This window comes from Staphylococcus sp. 231237_7MaSpsaltlick (assembly GCF_043107035.1).
In genome coordinates, this window is record NZ_JBICNX010000001.1 from 368,683 (window position 1) to 393,462 (window position 24,780).

Below are 24,780 nucleotides of genomic sequence, written 5' to 3' on the forward strand. Positions count from 1 at the left end.
TAAATTATTTAAACTATATTTTTGTTTTTCTCTACTTTCTCAAACTAAATTAAGTAAATACTATTCAATATAAGTAATATTTATATAAATTTCTTTTACGTAGCCTCACCTTGAAAAGTTATAGATTTAATTACTGTTAAAAATAAAATTTGAGCCTGTGACATGTTTATATCACAGGCTCACTAATTTTATATTTGTTTGATAAATTCTAAATACGTTTGTGTATTTTCCGCTAATTGACTCGGCGTAACTGTAAATGCACTGTATAATTTATGCGCACCTACATAATTTGCTTTTACAAAACGCGTTGTCGCAATCATTGGGCTGACTAATTCATCAATTGTAAATTGCACGTTACCTTCTGATGTATAAGCTTCAGGCACGCTTCCGATAGATATCGCTAATCCAATTTGCTTTCCTTTCAGCGCATTTCCTTGTGAGCCATATGCCCAGCCATGAGTAAATACTTCGTCTAAATATTGTTTTAATAATGGCGGACAACTGTACCAATACAATGGGTATTGAAAAATAATATGGTCGTGTGCTTCAAGCAATTTTTGTTCCTTTTCAATATCAATTTGACCGTGTGGGTATTCTGGGTAGATTTCGTGGACGGTTACCAATTCCTCATGTTGAGATAATTCATCTCTCCAAGCTTTATTAACAGTTGAATTATTAATATCTGGGTGTGCAACAATAACCAATGTAGACATAAAGTTCATTCCTCGTTTCATTACTAATTTAATAGCTTTATATTAAACTTCCCTTGTTCAAAAATAAACTGATATGCCTAAGAAAATAATTCATCCACTGTAACATTAAACTGTTTGGCTAATTTAAATGCTAACGTTAAAGAGGGGTCATATTTATCATTTTCAATCGCATTTATGGTTTGTCTTGAAACATTTAAATTTTTACTTAACGTTTCCTGTGATAAACCATTCTGCTTTCTATAAGCCTTTATTTTATTTTTCATTTGATCAACCTTTTTTAAGTGTATTTCTTTTTGGTCGTAAAATAGTTAAATACTAACAAAAATAAACCTATTAATATAAATATAATTTCAGGATAAGTTGATGTTAAAGCGCCCTCAACATCAAACCAACCAAAAACTCTTAATATTAATAAAAATAGCAATGCATATATAAGCCAAATAAAACTCTTGGCCAAAATCTCTATAAACATTTTACTTTGTCTTTCATCATACCGTGATTGTGATTTATTTTTATCTAAAGTTTCAGCTGGCAAAAATTTATTTGTAATGCAAGTCCAAAAGCAAGAAAATAGCAACACTCCTATGAACAACATAATATTCATAATTCCATCTCCTAAATGTAAAAAGTTTTTAACATAATTAATATAGAATAGCCTTTACCAAATGTCAAACTTCTTTTACATTCTACTATGATTTCATTTTTATTTATTAAAATAGATTCTCTTCCCTATAACAAACTAAAAGCCGAGACATTATGTCCCAGCAAAATTATTTTTTCTTATTCTTTTTTTCATAATATGGTATTAAAAATATTACAAAAATTGCGCAAAGAATGGCTACAATTGAACCTAAAGGCATAAATGCCCTTCCTTATATTTGAGTAATTTATAACTAATTATTACACTAAGTACTGTTACTATAATATCATTACCAATATAACTAATTCTACAAACCAAAGTATTAAATGATAAAACAGACAACCTTAAAAAACATATAAAGAGCCTGAATTATTTATCCAGCCTCTTTACTTAATAGTCCATTTATGACATTAAACTACTTTTCTTTTTTATCATGAACTTTCGCAATATAATTGGTATTTTCTTTAATATCAAAAATTGTTAAGCCTTTAATGTCTTTTTGTTCACCAGGTATAATAATACTAATAATGTAAGAACAGATAAATGCAACACCAAATGAAATAATAGATACAAAGAATGGTGAGTTGCCACCGCCCATACCATTAAAGATATAAGCAAAAATAATTCCTAATATCAATCCTGCTATAACACCAAAAGTATTTGTTCTTCTTGTAAAAATCCCTACAGCAAACACACCTGCTAATGGTACGCCTACAAGTCCTGTAATTAATAAGAATAAATCCCATAGATCATTTGAATCAGAAGCTATCAAATAAATAGACATACCAAATCCAAATAGCCCAGAAATTATAATCATCCATCTTGCTGTTCTTACCTCATCTTTTTCCGCGCCTTTACCAAAGAATCTATGTTTGATATCGACCGATAGACAAGCTGATATTGAGTTTAAACTCGATGAAATAGTAGACTGAGCTGCAGCAAATATCGCTGCAATTAATAGCCCTGCAATAAATGGTGGCATTTCAGTAAGGATAAAATACGGAACGATTGAAGATGTATTAAATCCTTCGGGTAGCGAACTTTCGTGATTATAGAAAGAATATAACATCGTCCCCATACCATAAAATAGAGGAGCTGATATTAATGCTAATGCACCATTCATCCATAATGATTTTTTCGTTTCTTTCATGGACTCAGATGCCTGATAACGTTGTACAACATCCTGACTCGCTGTGTATTGATGTAAATTATTGAAAATATTACCTAGAAAAATAATTGGAATAGCCGCCGCTGCAGTGTTAAGTTTCCAATTATCTACGCTGATGACCTTTTTATGTTCAAGAGCATCGGATACAACCGTTCCCATGCCACCTTGAATATGCACGACACCTAAGATAATAATAGCTGCTGCGCCACCTAGTAAAATGACCCCTTGGATAAAATCGCTCCATACAACGCCTTCAAAACCACCTAAAAATGTATATAATATACATAAAATACCTACTAAACTTGCAACGACATACGGATTCATATCCGATACTGCTGTAATTGCAAGTGTCGGTAAATAAATAACAATTGCTACTCTCCCTAAATGAAAGAACACAAAAAGTAATGACCCAATAACACGGACACTAGGTCCAAATCTCGCTTCTAAATATTCATATGCCGATGTCACTTTTAACTTTTTGAAGAATGGTACATAAAAATAAATGAGTAATGGAATAATAGCGACAATTGCTATATTACCTGCTATATATGACCAGTCCGTCAAAAACGCCTTTTCAGGTGTCGACATAAAAGTAATTGCACTTAATGTTGTAGCATAAATAGAAAAGCCTACTGCCCAAGACGGTAATCTACCACTTGCAGTAAAAAAACTATCTGTATTTTGACTCGCGCGTTTCGTAAAATAAGCCCCAATTAATAACATAACGACAAGGTAAGCAATGACTGCTACCCAGTTCCAAGCACCAAACCCTACTTGCTGCATTTACTTCAACCCCTAACGTGATGTCTTATAAGTTATAGTCTTTGATTAACTTTGCTAATTTACTTCTGTTCGTTTCATTAAATGGTTTAAACGGGCGCTTCGGTAAACCACCATCTATACCACGTGTCGCTAAAATTTCTTTTAATGTAGAATATATCCCCATAGATAGTACTGTCTCTATAATGTCATTTGTCTCGTGTTGAATTTGATAAGCCTCATCAATCGACCCGTTTTGTGCTTTATCAAATATTTGTCTTGCACGTTTACCATTTACGTTATACGTAGAACCGATAGCTCCATCTACACCTGAAATTGCAGCTTGTACAAGCATTTCATCAAATCCAGAAAGTATTAATTTATCAGGAAAAGCTTTACGTATACGTTCTAATAAGAAGAAGTTGGGAGCAGTATACTTAACACCAATTACTTTTTCATGATTAAAGAGTTCAGCAAATTGTTCAATAGAAATATTGACACCTGTAAGGTCAGGAATCGCATAAATAATCAAGTTATTTTGTGTTGCTTCAATTAGTTCAAAATAATAGTCTTTGATTTCCTCGAAAGTAAATGGATAATAAAATGGTGTGACTGCAGAAATAGCATCATAACCTAATTCTGTTGCGTATTTCCCTAATTCAATTGCTTCATTTAAATCTAAAGATCCTACTTGTGCAATCAATGTTACTTCGTCATTAACCGCTTCTTTTGCAACTTTAAATACTTGCTTCTTTTGCTCTTTGCTTAGTAAAAAGTTTTCCCCTGAACTGCCGTTCACGTATAAACCGTCTAAGCCCTCAGTTTCAATTGCATTTTTAGCAATTTGTTGCAGTCCTTCTTCTTTCACTTCACCATGTTCATCAAATGGTACTAATAATGCTGCATACAAGCCTTTAAAATTCTCTTTCATAAATTTCCCTCCAACTTATGTTTATATATTTTGATTAACCCTTAAAGTCCCTCTTGCTGTAAGTTAAAGCTAAAAATCTTTTCTATTTACAGTTCAAATTGTAAACGCTACCATTAACAGTATCAATAGTATTTTGAAAATATTCATCACTTATATTAAATTTCGATGAAAATATTTTTCATAGTTATTATAACTACACTTTTAAATTAAAAAATGATACATATTAATGTAAATACTACGAATGGAGGTATGAATAATGACTAATTATAAAATAGCAATTGATATCGGAGGTACTGATATTAAAGCGGCTGTATTAGATGAAAATTTAAAGTTCATAAATTATCAAAGAATACCTACTCCAAATAACATCAATGAATTCATTGCTGATGCAATCTTTGAACTTGTGTCTCATTTTAAAGAGATTTATAGAATACATCCTTTGCAAGTAGGCATTTCTAGTGCTGGTGTTATCAATGAAAAGAAAGGAACTGTGGTATATGCTGGCCCTACAATTCCAAACTTTATTGGTACAAACTTTCATCAGTTACTTTCACCACTAAATGCAGAAGTAAAAGTGTTTAATGATGTAAATGCAGCATTACTAGGAGAGCTTACTTTACATGATTATGATGCAGATAATATTTTTTGTCTGACATTGGGGACAGGTATAGGAGGAGCTTTTTACAATAGAGTTGGAGGCTTATACAACGGCAATCGTAATAGAGCAAACGAAATCGGTTATTTATTATATAAACCAAAAGACAGATTAACTTTTGAACAACGTGCTTCAACTAATGCATTGAAATTTCTAATGAAAACACATGCGTTACCCTACTCAGATGATGTGCCCAAACTCTTTGAATTGGCTGAGCAAGAAGATGCGTTGGCAATCTCCATTCTCGATCGCTGGAGTACGCATGTCGCGGAAGGAATTGCACAAATTCAAATCGTATATGATCCAGGATTAATTTTAATTGGTGGCGGTATATCTTCTCAAGGCGAAAAATTACTAAAATATATCATACCTAAAATCGAAGAATATTTACCACCAAATTATGGTCACGCAACAATACAAACAACTAAAACCAAAAACCATGCTTCATTATATGGTGCTGTATCAAGGTTTTTATAATAGTTGACATAAATTTTATTGTGGAAGCGAAACAAAACTAAATTTCATTATAAAATGAACTTATCGTTTCGCCTCCATTATTTTTATCAATACTCGTATATACAAATGCAATATCAACAGATTTGTATGTTGATATTGCATTAATTACTTTACGGTATATTTAATAAATTCACGTAACGTTGAAGCTATTCGTTTAATACGACTTTTTTGGTATGCTGATAGACATTATGCATATAGTCATCATCTAATAGTAAATAGCTGACAATATCAATTAAGAAAAGTGTCGCTATTTGTGTATTAATAAACCTTGTATCATTAATTCTAGATTGATCTGTGGTTATTAATACTAAATCTGCACTTTGCGTTAATGCACTGCCCTCGTAATTTGTAATAGCGACAACAAATGCGCCACGTTCATGAGCAACCTCGGCTGCCGCAATAAGTTCAGTAGTTTCTCCACTATTTGAAATAGCTACAAATGTATCTGAAGCTGTTAATAGTGATGCAAAAATTTTCATTTGGTGTGCATCTGTAGATACATTGCCTTTTAACCCCATACGCATCATACGATAATAAAATTCAGTTGCAGACAAGCCAGAACTTCCTAGTCCAGCATAAATAATTTGTCTACTACGCATAATTTGATTTACCAAATTTTGAATTTTTTCATCAGAGATAAACTCCCCTGTCTGTTGAATAATATCTTGATGGTATTTATGAATACGTTGAATAAGCGGACTATTTTCTATAACGTTGTCCGTCATTTCTTGTTGTAAATTAAACTTTAAGTCTTGAAAGTTATCATAATCCAACTTATTACTAAAGCGTGTAATAGTAGCTGGTGATGTACCTATAGCATGCGCCAATGAATTAATCGTCGAAAAAGTATCATCAAATTGATTGTTTTGAATATATTCAACAATTTGCTTATCTGTTTTGGTAAATAAGTGACGATAGCGTTGCACACGATTTTCAAATTTCATTAGAATCCTCCCCTTTCAGATATAGACATACACTCAGTAAAAATGAAAATATTTTTCATAAAGATTAAATGTATTGATTATTATTTTCTCAATGTTATATTAAAATTACAAATCTAATGGAGTTTAATGATTTATTAAATTTATCAAAGTTATGGAGTGTATATTATGTTACCACAAGGATTAATTGTGTCATGCCAAGCATTACCTGATGAACCGCTTCACTCGTCATTTATCATGTCAAAAATGGCGTTAGCAGCGTACGAAGGCGGAGCTGTTGGTATCAGAGCAAATTCTAAAGAAGATATTATTGCGATTAAGCAAGAGGTCGATTTACCAGTAATTGGTATCGTCAAAAGGGACTATGATCATTCCGATGTTTTTATTACTGCTACTAGCAAAGAAATCGATGAATTAATTGAAAGTCAATGTGAAGTCATTGCTTTAGATGCTACAAAGCAAACACGTCCTAAAGAATCATTACAATCTCTTGTATCCTATGTCCGAGAAAAAGCGCCTCATATTGAACTTATGGCAGACATTTCAACTCTAGATGAAGCAATTAACGCTGATAAACTCGGTTTTGATTACATTGGCACGACATTACATGGTTATACGTCATATACTAAAGGTCATCTTTTATATGAAAATAACTTCCAATTTCTTAAAGATGTATTAACACATATCGATTCTAAAGTCATAGCTGAAGGCAATGTCATCACTCCTGATATGTTTAAAACCGTCACTGAATTAGGTGTACATTGTACTGTTGTTGGTGGCGCTATTACCCGCCCTAAAGACATTACCAAACGATTCATTGACGTTTTAAACACATAAAATTAAAGTGGTCGAGTCATCCAAGAGGAATGTCTCGACCACAAATATGATATAAACAATTATTAAGTTAATAATATCAAAGAATCAGTTACTTGGTTTCTATTACACCGCTTCAGCAATAAATATTTTACGGTCTTCCCATTGATTCGTTTGTTCATTATAGTTGTCACACGTTATTAATGTAAGTTGTTGTTTCTGTGATTGATGTTCTTCAAGCACTTCTACCTCTTCTGGTTTCACGTCAAAAATTTCAACAATTTTATACTCATTTTTTTTATTTCCTGTTGTAAAATACACTTTACTCCCTACTTTTGCATCTGGTAAGTTTGAGAATTGATAATCTGAGCTACCTGTATAGGTATGGCCAGCAATCGCGATGTTTTGATCTTTTAATGATTCATCAGCTTCAGCAAAGCTGACACCTCTATTGAGTTGTTCAGGTGTAGCAGGCCCTGGATAGACCGGCGTTTTAATATCTGCCTCTGGTACGGCTAAATATCCGGCCATTTTTGTTTTATCTTTGGGGATTTCAACTTCTTGATTTTTATTGTCTAAAGTATCTTTATTATAATTTTCTATCTTTGTTTCATTATCTTTTTTAGTCAAATAATCATCAATATGTGGTTTAGCGAAAAGGTAAACCGCAACTAAAATAAGTAATACTCCCGCCACAGTAATCAGACGATTAACCCATTTCTTCATCCTTTTGTTTCTCCTTTTGAACAATTTCACAATTAAAAATTCACATCAAGTATAGCACAATGCATTAATTATATTCATTAATGACATTAATTTATATCTCTTTGTTAATTTTCATGACAAAAAATTGCACCTTTTTAAAAATAAGTGTTAAATAAGTCTAAGACATTATATAAACGATTGTGGGGAATTTTCATGATAAGACAAGCAGTTAAATCAGATTTACCAAATATTTTAGACATCTACAATGATGCTATTTTAAATACTACAGCCGTGTACACCTATAACCCGCAAACACTTGAATCGCGAGAGGCTTGGTTTGAAAATAAATTAAAGAATAACGAGCCTATTTTTGTTTATGTGGAACGTGATGAAGCCGTTGCCTTTGCAACTTATGGTTCTTTTAGAGACTGGCCAGCTTACCAATATTCTATAGAACATTCAATTTATGTAAGTAAGCATCACAGAGGAAAAGGTATCGCTTCAAAATTATTACTAGAAATCATCCATCATGCACAAAAAAGCGGCTATAAAACATTAGTTGCTGGTATAGATGCGACAAATGATTATAGTATTTATTTACATAAAAAATTTAACTTCACGCATTCTGGTACGATTCAACAAGTAGGTTATAAATTCGATAAGTGGCTAGATCTTGCATTTTATCAGTTAGATTTAAATAATTTTGACAAGTAATATTTATTTTAAAGCATGTTTTTCAAAAATCAATATACTTCTGTTTAACACATATAACTTGGAATGGTACAAAAATCTAAGCTATCTAAAAAGATTTCGTCAATACATCTTGGCAAAAATGACAAGGGCTGATAAAGATAAAAGGTTAACCTGAGTTGAAGCTTATACATAAGCCACACTAACTTGTTCTATTATCAAATTGAAAATGTGTTTTGCAATTTAAACTTAGTGGTATTAACTATAATGTATTGATTAATTTTGAAGGAAGTGTTTACATGGCAGTATTTTCAAAAGATGAACGTGTAAAAATATTATCAGACATTATTGAAATTCAATCTGTGAATGAAAAAGAACTCGATGTTGCCCATTATTTACAACAACTTTTTAAAAAGTATGATATCCATACAGAAATTTTAAAATTAGATGGTGAATCTTCACGCGCTAACCTTGTTGCAGAAATTGGTAGCGGAAAACCAGTAATCGGCGTTTCTGGACATATGGATGTCGTCACAACTGGTGATAGCGATAAATGGCACTATGATCCTTTCAAATTAACTGAAGACAATCAAGGAAGATTACACGGGCGTGGTTCAGCAGATATGAAATCTGGACTTGTGGCTTTAGCAATCAGTTTAATTGAAATTAAAGAAGCAGGGCTATTGAAACAAGGTTCGATTCGCTTTATGGCTACAGCTGGCGAAGAAGTTACTAGTAATGGTGCTGCTCTACTACATGAAAAAGGCTATATGGATGATATAGACGCATTATTAATTGCTGAACCATCCCAAGATGGCATTGTCTATACACACAAAGGTACAATGGATATTCAAGTTACTTCTAAAGGTAAATCCGCACATAGTTCTATGCCAGAACTAGGCTTTAATGCGATTAATCCTTTAGTTGATTTCATACATGACTTAAATGCAGAATATAACAAAGTAGATGTAAGTAGTGAGCTATTAGGTACGCCTACGATGAATTCAACTATTATAAACGGTGGAGACCAAGTTAACTCTATTCCTGAATATGCTGAATCGCTATTTAATATGCGTACAATTCCACAATTCGATAACAAAAAATTCGAAGATTTATTCAATCGTATCAAAGAGAAAATTGAAAAAGAAAGTAATGGGGATATTACTGTAAATCCATACGTTAACCGTGACCCTGTATACACTACAGGTGATAACTCATTTTTAAAATTAGCTAAATCTCTAGGCGATGAATACTTCAATAGAAATTTAGAAGTAACCTCTTCTACTGCTACAACTGATGCTTCTTATTTAATGAAAGACAAAGAGGAAGACTTCTCATTTGTAATGTATGGGCCAGGTGAAACAGGACAAGCACACCAAGTGGATGAATATGTTTATAAAGATGTATACCTTTCATTTATTGACCTCTACGTTCAACTATTAACACAGTATCTAAATCAATCTAAATAAGTTTGAACCCATGTTTATTAAATATAGGGCAGTATTAGTATGAAAATTACTTAGCCTTGTTGGGGGCGGGAAAACGAATCAAAATTTTGATTGAGTCTTCTCGCCCCCTATTTAAAAATATTTATTTAACTACTTATGTCCTATCTTTTATTCATTTCTAACCACTTAACCATTTCATTTAGATTATTCACTGTCATAGTTGGTGATTGTCCATTATAGTCAAAATATGATTTACTGCGATTTACCCATACTGTATCAAACCCAAAGTTAGCTGCTCCAGAAACGTCCCATGCATTTGAAGAAACGAATAAAATATCCTCACGCGTCATTTGATAATATTTCAATATTAAGGCATAGCTAGCAGGACTCGGTTTGTATTGCTTTATTTCATTTACACTAATAACAGTATCTATATACTTATTAATTTCAGAATTATCGACTAAAGGCATTAACATATTATCATTAGCATTTGATAATACACCAATTTCTAAGTTTTTCGCATTCAACTCCGAAAGTACTTTTGGAATTTCTTTAAAATAATCCAAATCTAAAAATGCATCAAATAGTTGATTTACATCTTCTCTATTGTATTGAATTTCATGAACATCTAATACATAGCGTAGAGATTCTTTAGTCAATTCATCAAAAGGAATATACCTTTGCATTACTTGTCTTAAAAACATATGCTCTAACTGAGTTTTACGCCAAAGTTGCGAAATGGACTTTGCTTCTACTTCATTGAATTGGTCCATATCGTTTTTTAGTGATTCCATATCAAATATTGTACCGTACACATCAAAAATAATAGCTTTATACATATACAACCTCCCTTTCTTGAGAAAAATCAGACTTACTTACTCTTTAGCACGTTTAGACTACATTGAAACAGTTTTAACTTAATTTCAATTAATATTTAATAATTAATTTTACTTTTTACATTTATTTTATAAATTTTCGTGTATTCTAAAGCCAAAATGTAAAGTAATAAATTTTTACTGCCATTTATAAATTATCTGTAAAATTACACTTGAATGAGATTAACTCCTTATAAATGGGATATAGAAAAGTAAGGGAGGAGGCTGGTTGTGATGCGAAAAATATTTTTAGTTGATTTGTTAAACCTATTTTTTATTGCCATAGGTTACATGCTGTTAATCACGTTAGTTTTATTTTCATTTGATTTATTTGAGATTGAAACGACCGGTTCACTATTTTTAAATACACTAAGTAGTGCCACAGTTGTTAGTCTGTTTAACAACGAAATATTTAATGGTTTATTCACGCTATTTTTCTTTATCTCTGTATTAATATTTCTCTATAAAGCAATAGATCTTTATAAACAAAACAGATAGATTACCTTGACTAATATGTCCACTAATAATAAGTGACGACAGCATCCAATTATATTCAAAGATTTTCGATTCACGTACTATTTAATTTTATATTGTAAGGTTTTGTTTTTGGTTATATAATATTAATATAGAATGTTATATATCATAGAATAGTAATGTGCCGTTTATCATCATAGTTATATTCCATTCCCAGAATTAGACTTCATGCACCCATTTTAATATATGATATATCACAACATTCTACTCAAGTAGCTTATTGACTACTTGAAAAAATAAGATCTAAAGTTACTTTCAGGCAGTAACTTTAGGTCTTATTCATGTTTTGACTTCTTATAAAATCCCCTACATCATTTATTGCTTTATCTCGTAACTTCATTTTGTTCTTTTTTAATACTAATTATCTAGAATAACTACGAAATCCAAACCTCTTTCAACAAATCAACCCTTTTCATCCTCTTTGTTATCACTTTGCTCTTTATAAAATATTTGATTTGATCACTTTTATAAACTTTGTTCTGTGTTATTCATTATTTTCCCATTAAAATCTTTTATTTTTTTATTATCTCACTGATATTTTATTAATAAATATATCCTTAAACGCTTTTCACAATGACATTTTATTAATTCAAGTATTCATTTTATTAATTTTGTTAGTTGATTGCCTTTTTTAAAGTATAGAGTTGTACAATAGGCTTACTACTATAAGGAGCAAGCCTCATATCTAGATAAAGGTGATATTTTTTGATTAGTACGCTATCTATTAGGAACCACTATACATCTGAATTAGCAAGGTGTATCAATGAAGTTATAATACTCCTCCCATTAAACAAGCCTTGCAAAATTAACTTAAATGGAACAACCATTACAGTCACTGACGGCATAATTGTTAATAATGCAGATTTATTTCAAATTTTAGATGTTCAAGAGCTGTTAGAGTTGAAAATTCCTTTACCACTTTTTATTGAAAAAGATATCAATATTTCAAAATCATATTTCGATTTTAATCGTATTCATTTTGTAGAGCAATTTAGAAACCTAGTTCTAGAAGCTATCCATCAGCCTATTCAAGATGAGTTCAGTATGAATATGTATATTTCTGGCATTATCGAGTTCTTATTAAGGGAAGCTCGTGTCGTGTTAAAGAGCATCTATATCCCTTGTTTAAATACTAAACACCCCTTAGTAGCACGTATTACTAAATATATTCATGACAACGTTTGTAACACTTTGAATACAAAACATTTATCTCAAACATTTTATATTTCACAATCGTATATATCGATACTATTTGCTAGTAATATCAATATGAATTTTAAACGTTACACAACTTCATTAAGAATTGCCTTATCCCTTTATGATCTAATTCAAGACAATATAAGCATCTATGAAGTAGCTATTAAATACCAATTTTTAAATGTAACAACTTATTCTAAACATTTTAAATATTACATCCAAATACCACCTAAAAAGTATATTTACTTGTTTAAAAAAGGTTATTATAAATCACCATATAAAGTGGCCGTAAATAATGTAACTTCAGCAGATTATTTAGATAAATACCAAGAAGCAACTATACATACAAATAACTCTGATTATTCGTTAAATCTCTCAAAACTGTCGTTTAATAATTGTTTTAAATCCATGACTGTGCTCATTCAATTAGATGACATATATGCCTTACATCATTTTTATGAATATCATATGGTACGCAATGAAGCTAAGACAACATTTTCAAAAATAAACTTTTGTATATTAGATACACATATGAAGCAATTAAATGCACTGAGTGCACAACACTTCTTAAATACGATCAAACAGTTATTACTTAAAGGACACCATTTGACTATTAAAATAACTAATTTAACTTTATGTCAAACTCAAAACTTTTCGGTTGGCAAATTACTAGCTGAACTAGAAAATGATTGGAATCAGATTACATTACAGTTTGATTTTTCTTATAATACTTTTAATGATCTTTCGAATTTTATTGAAAAAATTCGTCACAAGTATCCACTTATTAAAATCGGAATGACGATTGACACTATAATTAAAAGTAAAAATACTTTATCGCAAATGATACATAACATCACTTCAATTAAAGTAGATTTTCACTATATTAATTTAGATTTAAATCTCTTTTGTAGACTAATTGCTGATAAAGTAGCTCAGTCGTCAAAAAAACATAACTTAAAACAAGTATTTTTAATATTTATTAGCCAATTAGGTAATGAGCACGCAAAAAAATTAATTTTAACCAATTTAACTCATAAATCTTTACAAGATTACTACAATACACCTAGCCAACACACACATATATTATTAACGCGATTTTTGGTTGAGTTAAATCAGAAAATCTGTGGTTTTGGTTTTCCATACTATACCGACGATAATGATAGAATTATGCTGTTTAATAAATTTCATTGTCCAATGCCCATTGTCCATATATATAGCTTTTTAAAAGTTTTTTTCAAACAACAAGTTGCCTTACTACCTCACGCAATTATATGTAAAACAAATAGGCGTTATCATATTTTATTATTTAGTAACATGCAAAAAACATCATTTGTCGTTAAAATAAATCATCATTTCATCAAATCATTTCCAGTGTTTTCGAGGCTTTTAAATAAAGATCATGGAATAATCACAAATTTGATACCTTCAAATATAGATCAAAAATTTTTCGGATTGAGCTATATCGAGCAAATCAATAACGCTAATTACCCTTTATCGAAATTAAGTTTACATTACTATAAAGAACCTTTGATTTATAAACTTTCTCAATCATCGATTCAATATATTATGATCGCTATAAACTAACAACAAAATCGGGGTAAAAACAAATGGTTAAGTTTGTTTTTACCCCGATTTTCAATTGCAATATTTAATTTTGTTTATTAAAACATCTGAAACAACGATGCTACTTTACCATTAATTTATTGTTTGGTTATAATCGTTTAAATTTCAAAAAAGTTTTGTAAATCGTCTAAATGTTCATTATCCATTTGATATTGGTCTTTAACACAACCATTTTCAAGGTGTAATACTTCATCTGCACATGACATCAATAACTCATAATCATGTGTAATAAGTAATATCGTATACCCTTGGCTAGCTAAACGATTAAGAATATGACTCATGTCACGCATACGTTGACCATCTAATCCGCTAGAGGGCTCATCAAAAATAAGCACCTCCCGTTTAGTCTCTATAGCACTAGCAATACCTAAGCGTTGCTTTTCTCCTCCCGAAAGTGACAATGGGTGCCTATCAATATGCTCTGATATCCCATACTGTTGTAAACGCGATTGTATCGATGCATCATCTAGTTGGTTATGATTTAAACGTAGTTCATCAGCAACACTTTCAGCAAATAATTGATTATTCACATCTTGAAAAACCATATATATATGATTTAACCTTTGATTGCGTTTTAATGTTCTCCCATCTAATTCAACGTGTCCCTTAAATTTACGTTCTACGCCAGTTAGACAGCGCGCAAACGTCGATTTTCCAGAACCATTGCGACCTATAATTGCTGTTACTTTGCCTTTGGTGAGTTCGACTTTAGGAATGTTAAGTGCATATGGTTGCTTGGCTTTATAGTTAAACATAAAATTTTGCAACGCTATCTTTTCTTCTATATTGGTATAATTTGAAGTTTTAGGCTTCATATGATTTAAATGTATCGCTCTTAATCCTAAATATCTTAAAGTATCACTTGATAATGCATTGAAAGTGATATTGTCGTATACCGTACTAATCTCTCCTTGTTTCATAACTACAAAGCGATCGACAACATCTACCAAATAATGCAAACGATGTTCAGCAATTATAATTGTTTTACCTTCATTCTTCCACCTTTTCAACAACTGACGTAATTTAGTAATTGTAGCAAAGTCTAAATTAGATGAAGGCTCATCTAAAATGATAATATCGTGTCCGCTTACTTGTATTGCTGTACAAGCGATAAGTTGCTTCTCTCCACCTGACAAGTCAAATATATTTCTATCTAATAAATGGTTCATTTTCAATACTTCAACGCTACGGTTAATATTAACTTCTATATGTTGCGGGTCAACACCATAGTTTTCCGGTTCAAATGCTAATTCACTCGTTGTATTCAAACAAAAGAATTGTGAACGAGGATTTTGAAAAACCGAGCCACTTATCTTGGAAATCTCATAAATGGATTGCTGACGTATATCCTCTCCATTGATATGCACATTCCCTTCAATATTACCTTGATATAAATGTGGTATAGTGCCATTTAAAATTCGTGTCACTGTAGTTTTGCCACTGCCTGAAGCACCCGTTAAACAAATAACCTCACCACTATCAATAGTAAGATTAATATTATTTAACACTTTTTTTCCATTTTCATAATTAAACGACATATCTTCAATTCGAATCATTTTTCAACCTCACACTATATAATAGGTTACACATAAAATCAGCGCCATACTAATAAAAAACCAATCTAGCCAACGCATTTTTAGCGATACTATAGATGTTCGTTTATATGTTAAATTCAAACCACGTGTAATTGACGCAACGGTCAATTCGTTCCCAATTTTAACGACACTATTTAATAATGGGACAACACGATATTCGAAGTATTGTAATGGCTTTTTAAATGCCAAGCGTAATGAAATTCCCCTCATCTTCATCGCATCTTTAATGGATGCTGACTCTGTCTTGATAGTGGGAACAAATCTGAACATTACAGCTATGGGAATCGTAATCTTCCTTGGTATTTTCAGACGTTCTAAACCTGCAATAAGCACTTCAACTTGAGTGGTCTTAAAAAGATAATACCCCATTACGAGTGATGGCAAGAAACGTGTAATGATACCTGCAGGTACAAAAATGAGTAAAGTAGTTAGCTGATTATGATCTAATGTAACGAATGCTTCGCCATACCACGCACTAATTGTAACAATGATGCTTATCCATCCAATTAGATGTTTATCAATAAGTAGAAGTAGAACAGAAGGTATTAACATTACAAGTAACCGCAAGAAAATTTCATTTCCCGTTACACCACCAGTTAATGAAATAAGTGAAATAATTATCATGAGACCAAGCTTTACTCTAGGGTCTAAATTAAATATATAATTTTGATTTATTATGCCGCTCTTCATATTAAATCATACCTGCACGTTTAAAATGTTTCTTCAATATGGCTTTAGCGATGTAAGCCCCTATCAACGCTCCAATAATTGTTGTAACGATTATGATTGGAATCATCTCTATTGAAAATAATGCAGCTACTGTAGATTCATAACCTGAACCATATTTCTCCTGTATAAAGGTTAGATACGATTGTCTCATAAAATAAAATGGTAATAGATTGCCTATTGGCCAAAACGAGAAAATAATATAACCTATGCTATTTAATTTCCAATCTTTATAATGGCCCAACGCCATAATAACATCTGCTAATATAATAATTGGTACACTTAAAATCAACGCCATCCATGGATGACCCATAATTGCTAATATTAAGCTTACTATAATACCACAAAGGGATAGTGGACCAAATTTTTGTGTTTTCGTAATAAGCAACATAATCGGTATGCCGCCAACCAAGCCAATCATAGCAGGAAGTAATAACATAAATATTGGTATAATGCCTAAAATACCTGGTGGTGCTATAAATATAAAGTATATTGCCGTGAAGAGACCTATATTTATTAAATCTTTCACATCTATTTTGCTTTTTTTCATCAGTAACTCCCTCTTCACATAAAACTAAATTGGAATGACACAAAAACTTGTTTTTAAATAACGCTTCTCACAATTCCATACCGTAACTAGAAAAAGAATACAAGAGCTAGCTCATTTCTCATGCCCAAATATGAGTATAAGATGTTAATTATGCAACTCACCCTATGTTTTATATTCCAATTAAAAATACATTTATTTCAAAGATACTATAATTGAAAACTATTATCAATGACATCGGTTTATAACACTCTAATAGCTTATAAAGTAAATAGTATGGTATTGAATTATCTATGCCACATCATACATGTAGGTAGGAGTTAATATAACTTTCGTTTCCAAGTCATCACTTATCTATATTAAAAGGCTCTTTGACAAAGAACTTGTTAACATTAAGGGGCAGGACACAAATCAAACTTGAAAATTGATTTTGTATTCCCACCCCAAAGGTGATTTACTATAATCTAAACACTTAGTATCTAAGCATTCATTTTTGTATCATATCTTACTTATTATATACTGCTTAATATCTCAAATTAAAATATGGCGATTCCAAACTGAAATTCTTTTTAAGATTTTTAACTTTAATCTTATCATTAAATATTATATTATAAGTCATTCTCTCTTTAGACTGAAGAGAGGTCAGATAGCCATACGTAAATGTATCTGATAATAATAAAGTTGTTAGCCCTTCCGACAAGATATAGTTAAATTCTAAACAACGCAGTTGGATCGTTTTACTATCTTTTATCGTAACTTCAATCATATCGCTTAATTTATTTTGTGTTACATAAAATGATAAGTTATCAAAATCTTTTGTGAAGTACGGTGTAAAACGATAATACTTATCATTTAGTGAAGCGATCGTGCTCGTCTCTTTTCCATACGGATACGTTAAGCGTTTACTACCAATACGTTTTTCAACACTCATATTATCTACGCGCATTTCTAAAAACGTATCCCAAACTTTTTCTTTAGTTAAGTATGGCATAATATCCTTCATAGAAGCATTAAATTTAAAACGTGTTTGATCATTAATAGCTAAAGGTATATAAATCAATTCTTTTTTATTACGTGATACTAACTTTAGTTGTATCATAGAAGCTACATGGTTAGGATTGATGATTGAACTTAAAAATTCTAATTCCAATTCAAAGCCTTGTTCATTAAAGTTAAACTGCGTCATTCTGATATCTGGTTTCATCAATTTATTGAATATAAAGTATGGTTCTTCATAGTCAAATTGAATTTGCAATACACCTTGTTGCGCACTAAAATTATAAAATTGGCCATTATTAAAGCTTTCTTCAACAATTTGATAATGTTTCATATCTTTTTTGCGTGCGTAATATAACAATGGTTTCAATGAATCTCTCACGATATTATCTACTTCGGTAGGTACTTTTTGTATAAAGTCGCCTAGCGCATCCATCCAAGCTTCCTTTTTATCATCTGCTATTTTAAGTGAAAAATTATTTGTTCTTGAAAATGAAAAATGGCGATCTAAAAAATAACCTAATATTTCATGTCTGTTGTCTAAAGGGCTATTCAGAATTTCTTCTGTAATTAATCCCATAACTTTATAAAAATCTTTAGGCGACACATATGCCGAGCTCATATGTTCCCCTTCTCGCTTAGTCGCATAGTAGTATGGTTTATCTGCCAATATGGCGATTTTCTTTGCGTTAACGTATGCTTTCATTGTAAACAGTTGATCCTCTGCACTACGTAAATCTTCTGGGAACTCAATGTGATTATCAAGTAGTAATGATGTACGATAAAATTTAGTGGGACTTAATGTATAAATAATGCGTGAATTAGCTAAGGTAACATCATCGTTGGTTTCTTTAAACATAGATTTAGGAACACCACGACCATTTACACCTTCCATTTTAACTAGAACCACATCAGCTTGATTCTCTTCAACAAATTCTGATACATCTTTCAATGTATCTGGATGAATATAATCGTCTGAATCTACAAAGAATACATACTCTCCTTGAGCCATATTTAGAGCTGTATTTCTCGGTTTTCCAGGACCACCCGAATTAGCTTCAAGTTGCTTTATAGTTAAATTTAATTTATTTTTATAAGACGCTACTACATCCAAAGTATTATCTGTAGAACAATCATCGATCAATAGAACTTCAAAATCTTTCTGATCATATTTTTGCTCCTGTAAACTGTTCAATAGTTCTCCTATATACTTTTCAGAATTGTAACTTGGTACTATGATTGAAAATTTCATTAATATATCCACCTTATAAAAATGAGCTGAAATACTAATAACATAGTTAGCTCAATGATACCTAATCTATGAATAGATTCGTTATCTTACCTTTAGTTTGTTAGTTATTGTTTCAGCTCATCATAATTTTTGTTTTCAGTTTTTCTTAGCTTCCAAATACGTTTCTTACTAAACGTTCAGCCGAACGACCATCTTGATATTTAAAATGTTTATTTAAGAATGGTTCCACTTTGTCTACTTCAAAATCTTCGTTATCTAATGCTGTGATTAAATCATTAAATGACTCTACAATTTTCCCTGGCACAAACGTTTCATATGGCTCATAAAAATCACGTGATGTAATATAATCCTCAAGGTCAAATGCGTAAAAAATCATCGGGCGTTTAAACACCGCAAATTCATAAACAAGTGATGAATAATCACTAATTAAAATATCTGTAACAAATAAAATATCATTAACTTCTCTAAAATCAGAAACATCCACAAAGTATTGCTCATATTCTCTAGGAATATTTAGTCTATTCTTCACAAATGGATGCATTTTAAATAAAACTACTGCATTATTTTCACGACAATATCGTGCGAATCTAGCAAAATCAATTTTAAAGAATGGATAATGTGCCGTATGATGTCCATTACCTCTAAATGTAGGTGCAAATAATATCACTTTCTTATCTTTAATGATTTGTAGTGCCGCCTCCATTTCGGCTGTAACTTGTTGTTCATATCCCTCGTCAAATAAGATATCTGTTCTAGGGACACCAGTCGGAATTATATTTTGTTCTTTAATACCAAAGGCTTCACCATAAAATGGAATATCTGTTTCTGAAGAAACAAAGGCCTTAGTATAATTTCTATGGTTTACAGAATTAAAGAATGGACCACCTTTTTTTCCAGCTCGGCTATAACCAACTGTTTTAAAAGCGCCAACCGCATGCCATACTTGAATAATTTCCTGACTTTTTCTGAACTTCACTGTATAGAGCAATGGATGAAAATCATCAACAAATATATAATCTGCTTTGCCTAATAAATATGGAAATTTAAATTTATCGATAAAATTACGACGTGCCGAAATATTAGATTTAAACAATGCATGAATTTTATATTTTTCGTCTAAATTTTGGCGTAACATCTCGTTGTAAACATATTCAAAGTTCCCTGACATTTCAGCTCTTGAATCTGATGTGAACAGGACGGTATTCCCCTTTTTCAAATGGAAAAATTTTGTCGTGTTAAATATCAATTGAAAGACAAAATTACGCACATTATACGAATAACGATTATACTTTAATTTCAAATCTGCAATCTTTTGTTTAAGAGGATTTAACTTAGGTGTTGGAGCTTTAAACAAGATATCTAGTACGAACTCATTAACTTCACTGGATATCATCGGCCTTACAATATACTCTGTTTTATTAGAGCTTCCACCTTTTTTAAATGTGTACATAAAATGTTCTAATAGCAAATTATTTTTACCATTTTGAGTAGCTTCCTCATGGTATTGTTCTAGCTCTTCTTCCTCTAACGTATACTGACTTGGATTTAGCAACGATGGGTTGATATTTGCTATATAATCAAAGTCGTCTTTATAAACAATTAAATATTCACCTGAAGGTAGATAATTTCCATCATCCAATATAGCCACATTAAAGCGTGCTACGAATTGATTGCCATTAATTTTCACATCGTTTGCTTTCAATTCTTTGGTCTCAGTTAAATTACGAAGAACAAAACGCTTCTTGTTCAATTCGATATCCTCAACATGACCTGAAATAAATAATTGAATACGTTCCCAATAAATATTATCAATTATTATTTTAGATTTACTCAATTTAAAAACCCTCTCTTTATCCTGTTCATAATATCATTTTAAAATATTATTACTGATTGCTTATTTTTAAAAGTTTACATCGTCCATTTAATAACAGTCTTACCCCACGAAGTAGATAAATCTTTTTCAAATGCATTGACTGCGTCATTAATAGTCTTAACATCAAATTCATTACCTTTTAATAGTGCTAGTTTTTCCACAACATCTGGATGATCTTTATAGAATTTCGCAATATCCTTAAAATCTTGCGCGCCACTTCTACTACTTCCAAACATTGTTAAACCTTTTTCTAATACTAATCTTGTGTTAACTTCAACAGGATATTCACTTACACCCAGTAAGCTAACTGTACCTTCAGGTGAAATCAAATCGATGATTTGGTTTACTGCTGATTGGCTGCCTTTCCCACCTACACATTCAAAAGCATGATCAAAAGCAACACCTTCAGGCACTTCATGTATATGGTATATTTCATCTGCGAAAGAAAAGTGACTTAATTTGTAATCTGTTTTTCCAAAGATATAAATTGCCGCATTAGGGTAGAGTTTATTTAATAAAATTGCAGTAATATACCCTAAATTGCCATCGCCCCAAATACCAAAGCTATTTTTATTTGCATTTGACTTACGCTCAAACCTTTGAATTGCATGCCAACTCACGCTTACCAATTCAGAGTATGCAATTGTACTTAAATCTTCTATACTTTCGTCGATTTCTACGACACGATCATGATCCATAAAAACATAATCTTGCATAAAACCATCATATCCACTAGATCTAAATTTACTACTAGGTAAATAGTTTTCTGCTATGACCGCATCTGTTTCTACGGGTGTATTCGGTACCATAATAACTCTTGTACCAGTCTTAAATATACCTTTGTTATCATAAACAACTTCACCAACACCTTCATGAACTAGAGACATCGGTAATTTTTTCTTAAGTACCTGTTCATTTCTACTACCCGTATAATATCTTTGGTCTGCCGCACAAATTGATAAATATAATGGTCTTACAACAACTTTATCACTTTTAATATTTTCATTATTGTATGTTACTTCAAATTGTCTAGGCGCTACCAATTGATAAACTTGGTTAATCACTCAACATCCCACCTTTGATGATAGAGTTCGCTACTTTAAGATCATAAGGTGTCGTAATTTTAATGTTGTATAGTTCTCCCATCACTAATTTCACTTTTTTATTAGCTACCACAAGAATTTTACATGCATCTGTCATTATTTCTTTATCTTCAAAAGATAATGCGTTATAGCTATTTCTCAATAAATTCACATTAAATGATTGCGGTGTTTGTCCTTGGTACATTTCACTTCTGACTGGGATAGACTGTATTTGTTCTCCATCATTCGACGTGATAATTGTATCAGTTGCAGGTATTACAGTATCGACAGCGCCATGTGCTAATACACTTTCTATATTTTCTTTAATGATTCGATGCGTTAAAAACGGTCTAACCGCATCATGTGTAACGATTACATCTTTATCAGTGATAGGATGTGTTTGTTCAGCTTCATTTATAATATTCATAATTGTTTCGTTACGATCTGAACCACCTTGTACCACTTCAATTCTATCATCATTAATTTGATGTTTACGCAATGTATCCTTTGTATGCGAAATCCACTTTTGTGGCGTCGCGATAAATATTTTATCAAATTCATTCGTAAGCAAGAATTTTTCAACTGTATGAATTAATATAGGTTTACCATCTAGATCTAAAAATTGTTTTGGCAGTGGTACGTTACCCATTCTAGAACCAATACCGCCTGCTAATATACCAGCATATATCATATATTTCCCTCCTATATATCTTAAATCTTATAATTTACTTTTTAATTTTAACTTTAAATAGATTTAAATTTTCCCAATTTGATAAATAGTTTAAAGATTTACCTTTTTATGATATAGATATAGATATTATTTCTTAAGCACAATATACCAATTTTCATCATTCATTTCTACTTATAACTGTTTTTTAATTTTAATTTGTATAAGATTAACTCGTTTAATATATATTGTTTTCCAATTCTAGTTAAAACAAATTAAAATTGGGTTATATGTTTAATATAAGCGTTATTTTACACTTAAAAGGCGTTATTCAACTTTAATCTTTCAGAATATATTTACAATTCTAAATTTTCTTAGTATATTCGACATATTAGCTATTATTAACGTAACAGTTCATCATGACTTTATACATATCGATACATATTACGTTATATTATGGGAGGCGGATTAATTATGAACAAATCAGAACAACTTATTAATGAAGATAGTAAATACTTTGCCAAGCCAGGAAGAATTAAGTATTATCCATTAGCTATTTCACACGGCTATGGCGCAACGCTAGTAGACGTTGAAGGTAAAACCTATATTGACCTGCTATCTAGTGCAAGTTCTCAAAATGTCGGTCATGCGCCTAAACAGGTCACTGATGCTATCAAAGCACAAGTTGATCAATTCATACATTACACGCCTGCATACATGTATCATGAACCTTTAGTTAAATTAGCTAAAAAAATATGTGAAATTGCGCCAGGTTCATATGAAAAACGTGTACTTTTCGGACTTTCAGGGTCAGATGCAAATGATGGTATCGTCAAATTAGCTCGTGCTTATACAGGAAGACCATATATTATTAGTTTTATCAATGCTTATCATGGTTCTACATATGGATCACTTTCTATGTCCGCTATCAGTTTAAATATGCGTAAACATTATGGTCCAATGCTACCGGGTTTCTATCACATTCCTTTTCCAGATAATTATCGAGGTATGTTTGAGCATCAAAACCCAAATACAATTGAAGAATACCTTGCGCCTCTAAAAGAAATGTTTGAAAAGTACGTGCCGGCCGACGAAGTAGCCTGTATTATGATTGAAACTATCCAAGGAGACGGCGGTCTTCTTGAACCCGTAGATGGATACTTTGAGGCTTTACAAGATTTATGCCAGACGCACGGTATATTATTAGCTGTAGACGATATACAACAAGGTTTAGGTAGAACTGGATATTGGAGTTCCGTATCGCATTATAATATTGAACCTGACCTTATTACATTTGGTAAGTCACTAGCAGGTGGTCTACCAATGTCCGCTATCGTTGGGCGTTCAGAAATCATGGACTATCTAGATGCTCCTGCTCATTTATTTACTACTGGTGCCAATCCAGTGAGTTGTGAAGCCGCGTTAGCTACAATTTCTATGATTGAAGATCAAAACTTATTACAAGCTAGTACTGATAAAGGTCATTACGTTCGCAAACGCCTAAACCAATGGCCTGAAAAATATAAATCCGTCGGTAATGTCAGAGGAAAAGGTCTGTCTATAGGCATCGATATTGTGTCAGATAAAATAAAAAAAGTACGCGACCCTGAAGCAGCTTTAAAGATTTGTAATTGCTGTTATGACAATGGAGTCGTTATCATCGCTGTTGCTGGTAATGTACTTCGTTTCCAGCCGCCTTTAGTCATAACTTATGATCAGTTAGATACAGCATTAAATGTGTTAGAAGCTGCAATCCAAGACTTTGAAACAGGAAAATTAGATAACTATGATATAGCGGGGCAAGGTTGGTAATACAAATTGCTTAAATATTTAG

The 24,780-nt window shown here is 31.5% G+C and carries 22 protein-coding genes; 7 read left to right on the top strand and 15 right to left on the bottom strand.

What is annotated here, in order from left to right; translation table 11 throughout:
* Nucleotides 1-188: 188 nt before the first annotated feature.
* The 5 genes from ACF91D_RS01790 to ACF91D_RS01810 form a co-directional block, all read right to left on the bottom strand.
* Nucleotides 189-713, bottom strand: a complete 525-nt coding sequence (locus tag ACF91D_RS01790; protein ID WP_069792260.1) for an NAD(P)H-dependent oxidoreductase — start codon at nt 711-713, stop codon at nt 189-191.
* 77 nt (nt 714-790) lie between these two features.
* On the bottom strand, nt 791-976 hold the full coding sequence (locus ACF91D_RS01795; protein ID WP_039069518.1) for a helix-turn-helix transcriptional regulator: 186 nt from the start codon (nt 974-976) through the stop codon (nt 791-793).
* Nucleotides 977-990: 14 nt separating this feature from the next.
* Nucleotides 991-1,317 (bottom strand): hypothetical protein, encoded by a 327-nt coding sequence (locus ACF91D_RS01800; protein ID WP_069792259.1) that lies wholly within the window; start codon nt 1,315-1,317, stop codon nt 991-993.
* A gap of 451 nt (nt 1,318-1,768) precedes the next feature.
* Nucleotides 1,769-3,304 (bottom strand): sodium:solute symporter family protein, encoded by a 1,536-nt coding sequence (locus tag ACF91D_RS01805; protein WP_119585042.1) that lies wholly within the window; start codon nt 3,302-3,304, stop codon nt 1,769-1,771.
* A 25-nt stretch (nt 3,305-3,329) separates the two neighbouring features.
* Complete coding sequence (locus tag ACF91D_RS01810) at nt 3,330-4,211, bottom strand: N-acetylneuraminate lyase (protein ID WP_039069514.1); 882 nt, start codon at nt 4,209-4,211, stop codon at nt 3,330-3,332.
* Between the two features lie 256 nt (nt 4,212-4,467).
* Here ACF91D_RS01810 and ACF91D_RS01815 point away from each other — a divergent pair, with 256 nt between their 5' ends.
* On the top strand, nt 4,468-5,343 hold the full coding sequence (locus ACF91D_RS01815) for an ROK family protein (protein ID WP_039069513.1): 876 nt from the start codon (nt 4,468-4,470) through the stop codon (nt 5,341-5,343).
* Between the two features lie 185 nt (nt 5,344-5,528).
* On the opposite strand, the gene ACF91D_RS01820 is transcribed toward ACF91D_RS01815, so the two are convergent.
* Nucleotides 5,529-6,326 (bottom strand): MurR/RpiR family transcriptional regulator, encoded by a 798-nt coding sequence (locus ACF91D_RS01820; protein WP_039069512.1) that lies wholly within the window; start codon nt 6,324-6,326, stop codon nt 5,529-5,531.
* Between the two features lie 165 nt (nt 6,327-6,491).
* On the opposite strand from ACF91D_RS01820, the gene ACF91D_RS01825 reads away from it, so the two are divergent.
* Nucleotides 6,492-7,160, top strand: coding sequence for an N-acetylmannosamine-6-phosphate 2-epimerase (locus ACF91D_RS01825; RefSeq protein WP_039069511.1), 669 nt, complete (start codon nt 6,492-6,494; stop codon nt 7,158-7,160).
* A gap of 102 nt (nt 7,161-7,262) precedes the next feature.
* On the opposite strand, the gene srtA is transcribed toward ACF91D_RS01825, so the two are convergent.
* Complete coding sequence (srtA, locus tag ACF91D_RS01830) at nt 7,263-7,862, bottom strand: class A sortase SrtA (protein ID WP_039069510.1); 600 nt, start codon at nt 7,860-7,862, stop codon at nt 7,263-7,265.
* A 192-nt stretch (nt 7,863-8,054) separates the two neighbouring features.
* Between srtA and ACF91D_RS01835 the strand changes: the two genes are divergently transcribed.
* Together ACF91D_RS01835 and ACF91D_RS01840 are read left to right on the top strand one after the other, a co-directional pair.
* Nucleotides 8,055-8,555 carry a GNAT family N-acetyltransferase gene (locus ACF91D_RS01835; RefSeq protein ID WP_039069509.1) on the top strand — a complete coding sequence of 167 codons (501 nt, stop codon included), beginning with the start codon at nt 8,055-8,057 and terminating at the stop codon, nt 8,553-8,555.
* A 275-nt stretch (nt 8,556-8,830) separates the two neighbouring features.
* Nucleotides 8,831-10,000 carry an ArgE/DapE family deacylase gene (locus tag ACF91D_RS01840; RefSeq protein WP_069792256.1) on the top strand — a complete coding sequence of 390 codons (1,170 nt, stop codon included), beginning with the start codon at nt 8,831-8,833 and terminating at the stop codon, nt 9,998-10,000.
* 140 nt (nt 10,001-10,140) lie between these two features.
* On the opposite strand, the gene ACF91D_RS01845 is transcribed toward ACF91D_RS01840, so the two are convergent.
* On the bottom strand, nt 10,141-10,818 hold the full coding sequence (locus tag ACF91D_RS01845) for a haloacid dehalogenase type II (RefSeq protein ID WP_039069507.1): 678 nt from the start codon (nt 10,816-10,818) through the stop codon (nt 10,141-10,143).
* 270 nt (nt 10,819-11,088) lie between these two features.
* Between ACF91D_RS01845 and ACF91D_RS01850 the strand changes: the two genes are divergently transcribed.
* Both ACF91D_RS01850 and ACF91D_RS01855 read left to right on the top strand, forming a co-directional pair.
* Nucleotides 11,089-11,352, top strand: a complete 264-nt coding sequence (locus tag ACF91D_RS01850; RefSeq protein ID WP_039069506.1) for a hypothetical protein — start codon at nt 11,089-11,091, stop codon at nt 11,350-11,352.
* A gap of 741 nt (nt 11,353-12,093) precedes the next feature.
* Nucleotides 12,094-14,169: a helix-turn-helix domain-containing protein gene (locus tag ACF91D_RS01855; RefSeq protein WP_069792255.1), complete on the top strand. Its 2,076-nt coding sequence runs from the start codon at nt 12,094-12,096 to the stop codon at nt 14,167-14,169.
* Between the two features lie 137 nt (nt 14,170-14,306).
* Here ACF91D_RS01855 and ACF91D_RS01860 read toward each other — a convergent pair whose 3' ends face one another.
* The 7 genes from ACF91D_RS01860 to ACF91D_RS01890 all read right to left on the bottom strand — a co-directional run bounded on the left by ACF91D_RS01860 (nt 14,307) and on the right by ACF91D_RS01890 (nt 22,970).
* A complete protein-coding gene (locus ACF91D_RS01860) occupies nt 14,307-15,764 on the bottom strand; it encodes an ABC transporter ATP-binding protein (protein WP_327620763.1) in 1,458 nt (485 codons plus the stop codon).
* A gap of 9 nt (nt 15,765-15,773) precedes the next feature.
* Nucleotides 15,774-16,493, bottom strand: a complete 720-nt coding sequence (locus ACF91D_RS01865; protein ID WP_327620764.1) for an energy-coupling factor transporter transmembrane component T — start codon at nt 16,491-16,493, stop codon at nt 15,774-15,776.
* 1 nt (nt 16,494) lies between these two features.
* Nucleotides 16,495-17,079, bottom strand: coding sequence for an MptD family putative ECF transporter S component (locus tag ACF91D_RS01870; protein WP_039069266.1), 585 nt, complete (start codon nt 17,077-17,079; stop codon nt 16,495-16,497).
* A 520-nt stretch (nt 17,080-17,599) separates the two neighbouring features.
* Nucleotides 17,600-19,324 carry a glycosyltransferase gene (locus ACF91D_RS01875; protein WP_327620765.1) on the bottom strand — a complete coding sequence of 575 codons (1,725 nt, stop codon included), beginning with the start codon at nt 19,322-19,324 and terminating at the stop codon, nt 17,600-17,602.
* A 145-nt stretch (nt 19,325-19,469) separates the two neighbouring features.
* A complete protein-coding gene (gene tarL / locus ACF91D_RS01880; RefSeq protein WP_208181968.1) occupies nt 19,470-21,158 on the bottom strand; it encodes a teichoic acid ribitol-phosphate polymerase TarL in 1,689 nt (562 codons plus the stop codon).
* Between the two features lie 74 nt (nt 21,159-21,232).
* Nucleotides 21,233-22,261 (bottom strand): alcohol dehydrogenase catalytic domain-containing protein, encoded by a 1,029-nt coding sequence (locus ACF91D_RS01885; protein WP_039069269.1) that lies wholly within the window; start codon nt 22,259-22,261, stop codon nt 21,233-21,235.
* Nucleotides 22,254-22,970, bottom strand: a complete 717-nt coding sequence (locus ACF91D_RS01890) for a D-ribitol-5-phosphate cytidylyltransferase (RefSeq protein ID WP_039069270.1) — start codon at nt 22,968-22,970, stop codon at nt 22,254-22,256. Before ACF91D_RS01890 ends, ACF91D_RS01885 begins: the two co-directional genes overlap by 8 nt.
* 450 nt (nt 22,971-23,420) lie before the next feature.
* Between ACF91D_RS01890 and ACF91D_RS01895 the strand changes: the two genes are divergently transcribed.
* Nucleotides 23,421-24,758: an aspartate aminotransferase family protein gene (locus ACF91D_RS01895; RefSeq protein WP_101050014.1), complete on the top strand. Its 1,338-nt coding sequence runs from the start codon at nt 23,421-23,423 to the stop codon at nt 24,756-24,758.
* Nucleotides 24,759-24,780 lie beyond the last annotated feature (22 nt).

Coding starts and splice junctions, on each gene's coding strand:
- ACF91D_RS01790 (WP_069792260.1), bottom strand. CDS start 713: ATGTCTACATTGGTTATTGTTGCACACCCAGATATTAATAATTCAACT.
- ACF91D_RS01795 (WP_039069518.1), bottom strand. CDS start 976: ATGAAAAATAAAATAAAGGCTTATAGAAAGCAGAATGGTTTATCACAG.
- ACF91D_RS01800 (WP_069792259.1), bottom strand. CDS start 1,317: ATGAATATTATGTTGTTCATAGGAGTGTTGCTATTTTCTTGCTTTTGG.
- ACF91D_RS01805 (WP_119585042.1), bottom strand. CDS start 3,304: ATGCAGCAAGTAGGGTTTGGTGCTTGGAACTGGGTAGCAGTCATTGCT.
- ACF91D_RS01810 (WP_039069514.1), bottom strand. CDS start 4,211: ATGAAAGAGAATTTTAAAGGCTTGTATGCAGCATTATTAGTACCATTT.
- ACF91D_RS01815 (WP_039069513.1), top strand. CDS start 4,468: ATGACTAATTATAAAATAGCAATTGATATCGGAGGTACTGATATTAAA.
- ACF91D_RS01820 (WP_039069512.1), bottom strand. CDS start 6,326: ATGAAATTTGAAAATCGTGTGCAACGCTATCGTCACTTATTTACCAAA.
- ACF91D_RS01825 (WP_039069511.1), top strand. CDS start 6,492: ATGTTACCACAAGGATTAATTGTGTCATGCCAAGCATTACCTGATGAA.
- srtA (WP_039069510.1), bottom strand. CDS start 7,862: ATGAAGAAATGGGTTAATCGTCTGATTACTGTGGCGGGAGTATTACTT.
- ACF91D_RS01835 (WP_039069509.1), top strand. CDS start 8,055: ATGATAAGACAAGCAGTTAAATCAGATTTACCAAATATTTTAGACATC.
- ACF91D_RS01840 (WP_069792256.1), top strand. CDS start 8,831: ATGGCAGTATTTTCAAAAGATGAACGTGTAAAAATATTATCAGACATT.
- ACF91D_RS01845 (WP_039069507.1), bottom strand. CDS start 10,818: ATGTATAAAGCTATTATTTTTGATGTGTACGGTACAATATTTGATATG.
- ACF91D_RS01850 (WP_039069506.1), top strand. CDS start 11,089: ATGCGAAAAATATTTTTAGTTGATTTGTTAAACCTATTTTTTATTGCC.
- ACF91D_RS01860 (WP_327620763.1), bottom strand. CDS start 15,764: ATGATTCGAATTGAAGATATGTCGTTTAATTATGAAAATGGAAAAAAA.
- ACF91D_RS01865 (WP_327620764.1), bottom strand. CDS start 16,493: ATGAAGAGCGGCATAATAAATCAAAATTATATATTTAATTTAGACCCT.
- ACF91D_RS01870 (WP_039069266.1), bottom strand. CDS start 17,079: ATGAAAAAAAGCAAAATAGATGTGAAAGATTTAATAAATATAGGTCTC.
- ACF91D_RS01875 (WP_327620765.1), bottom strand. CDS start 19,324: ATGAAATTTTCAATCATAGTACCAAGTTACAATTCTGAAAAGTATATA.
- ACF91D_RS01890 (WP_039069270.1), bottom strand. CDS start 22,970: ATGATATATGCTGGTATATTAGCAGGCGGTATTGGTTCTAGAATGGGT.
- ACF91D_RS01895 (WP_101050014.1), top strand. CDS start 23,421: ATGAACAAATCAGAACAACTTATTAATGAAGATAGTAAATACTTTGCC.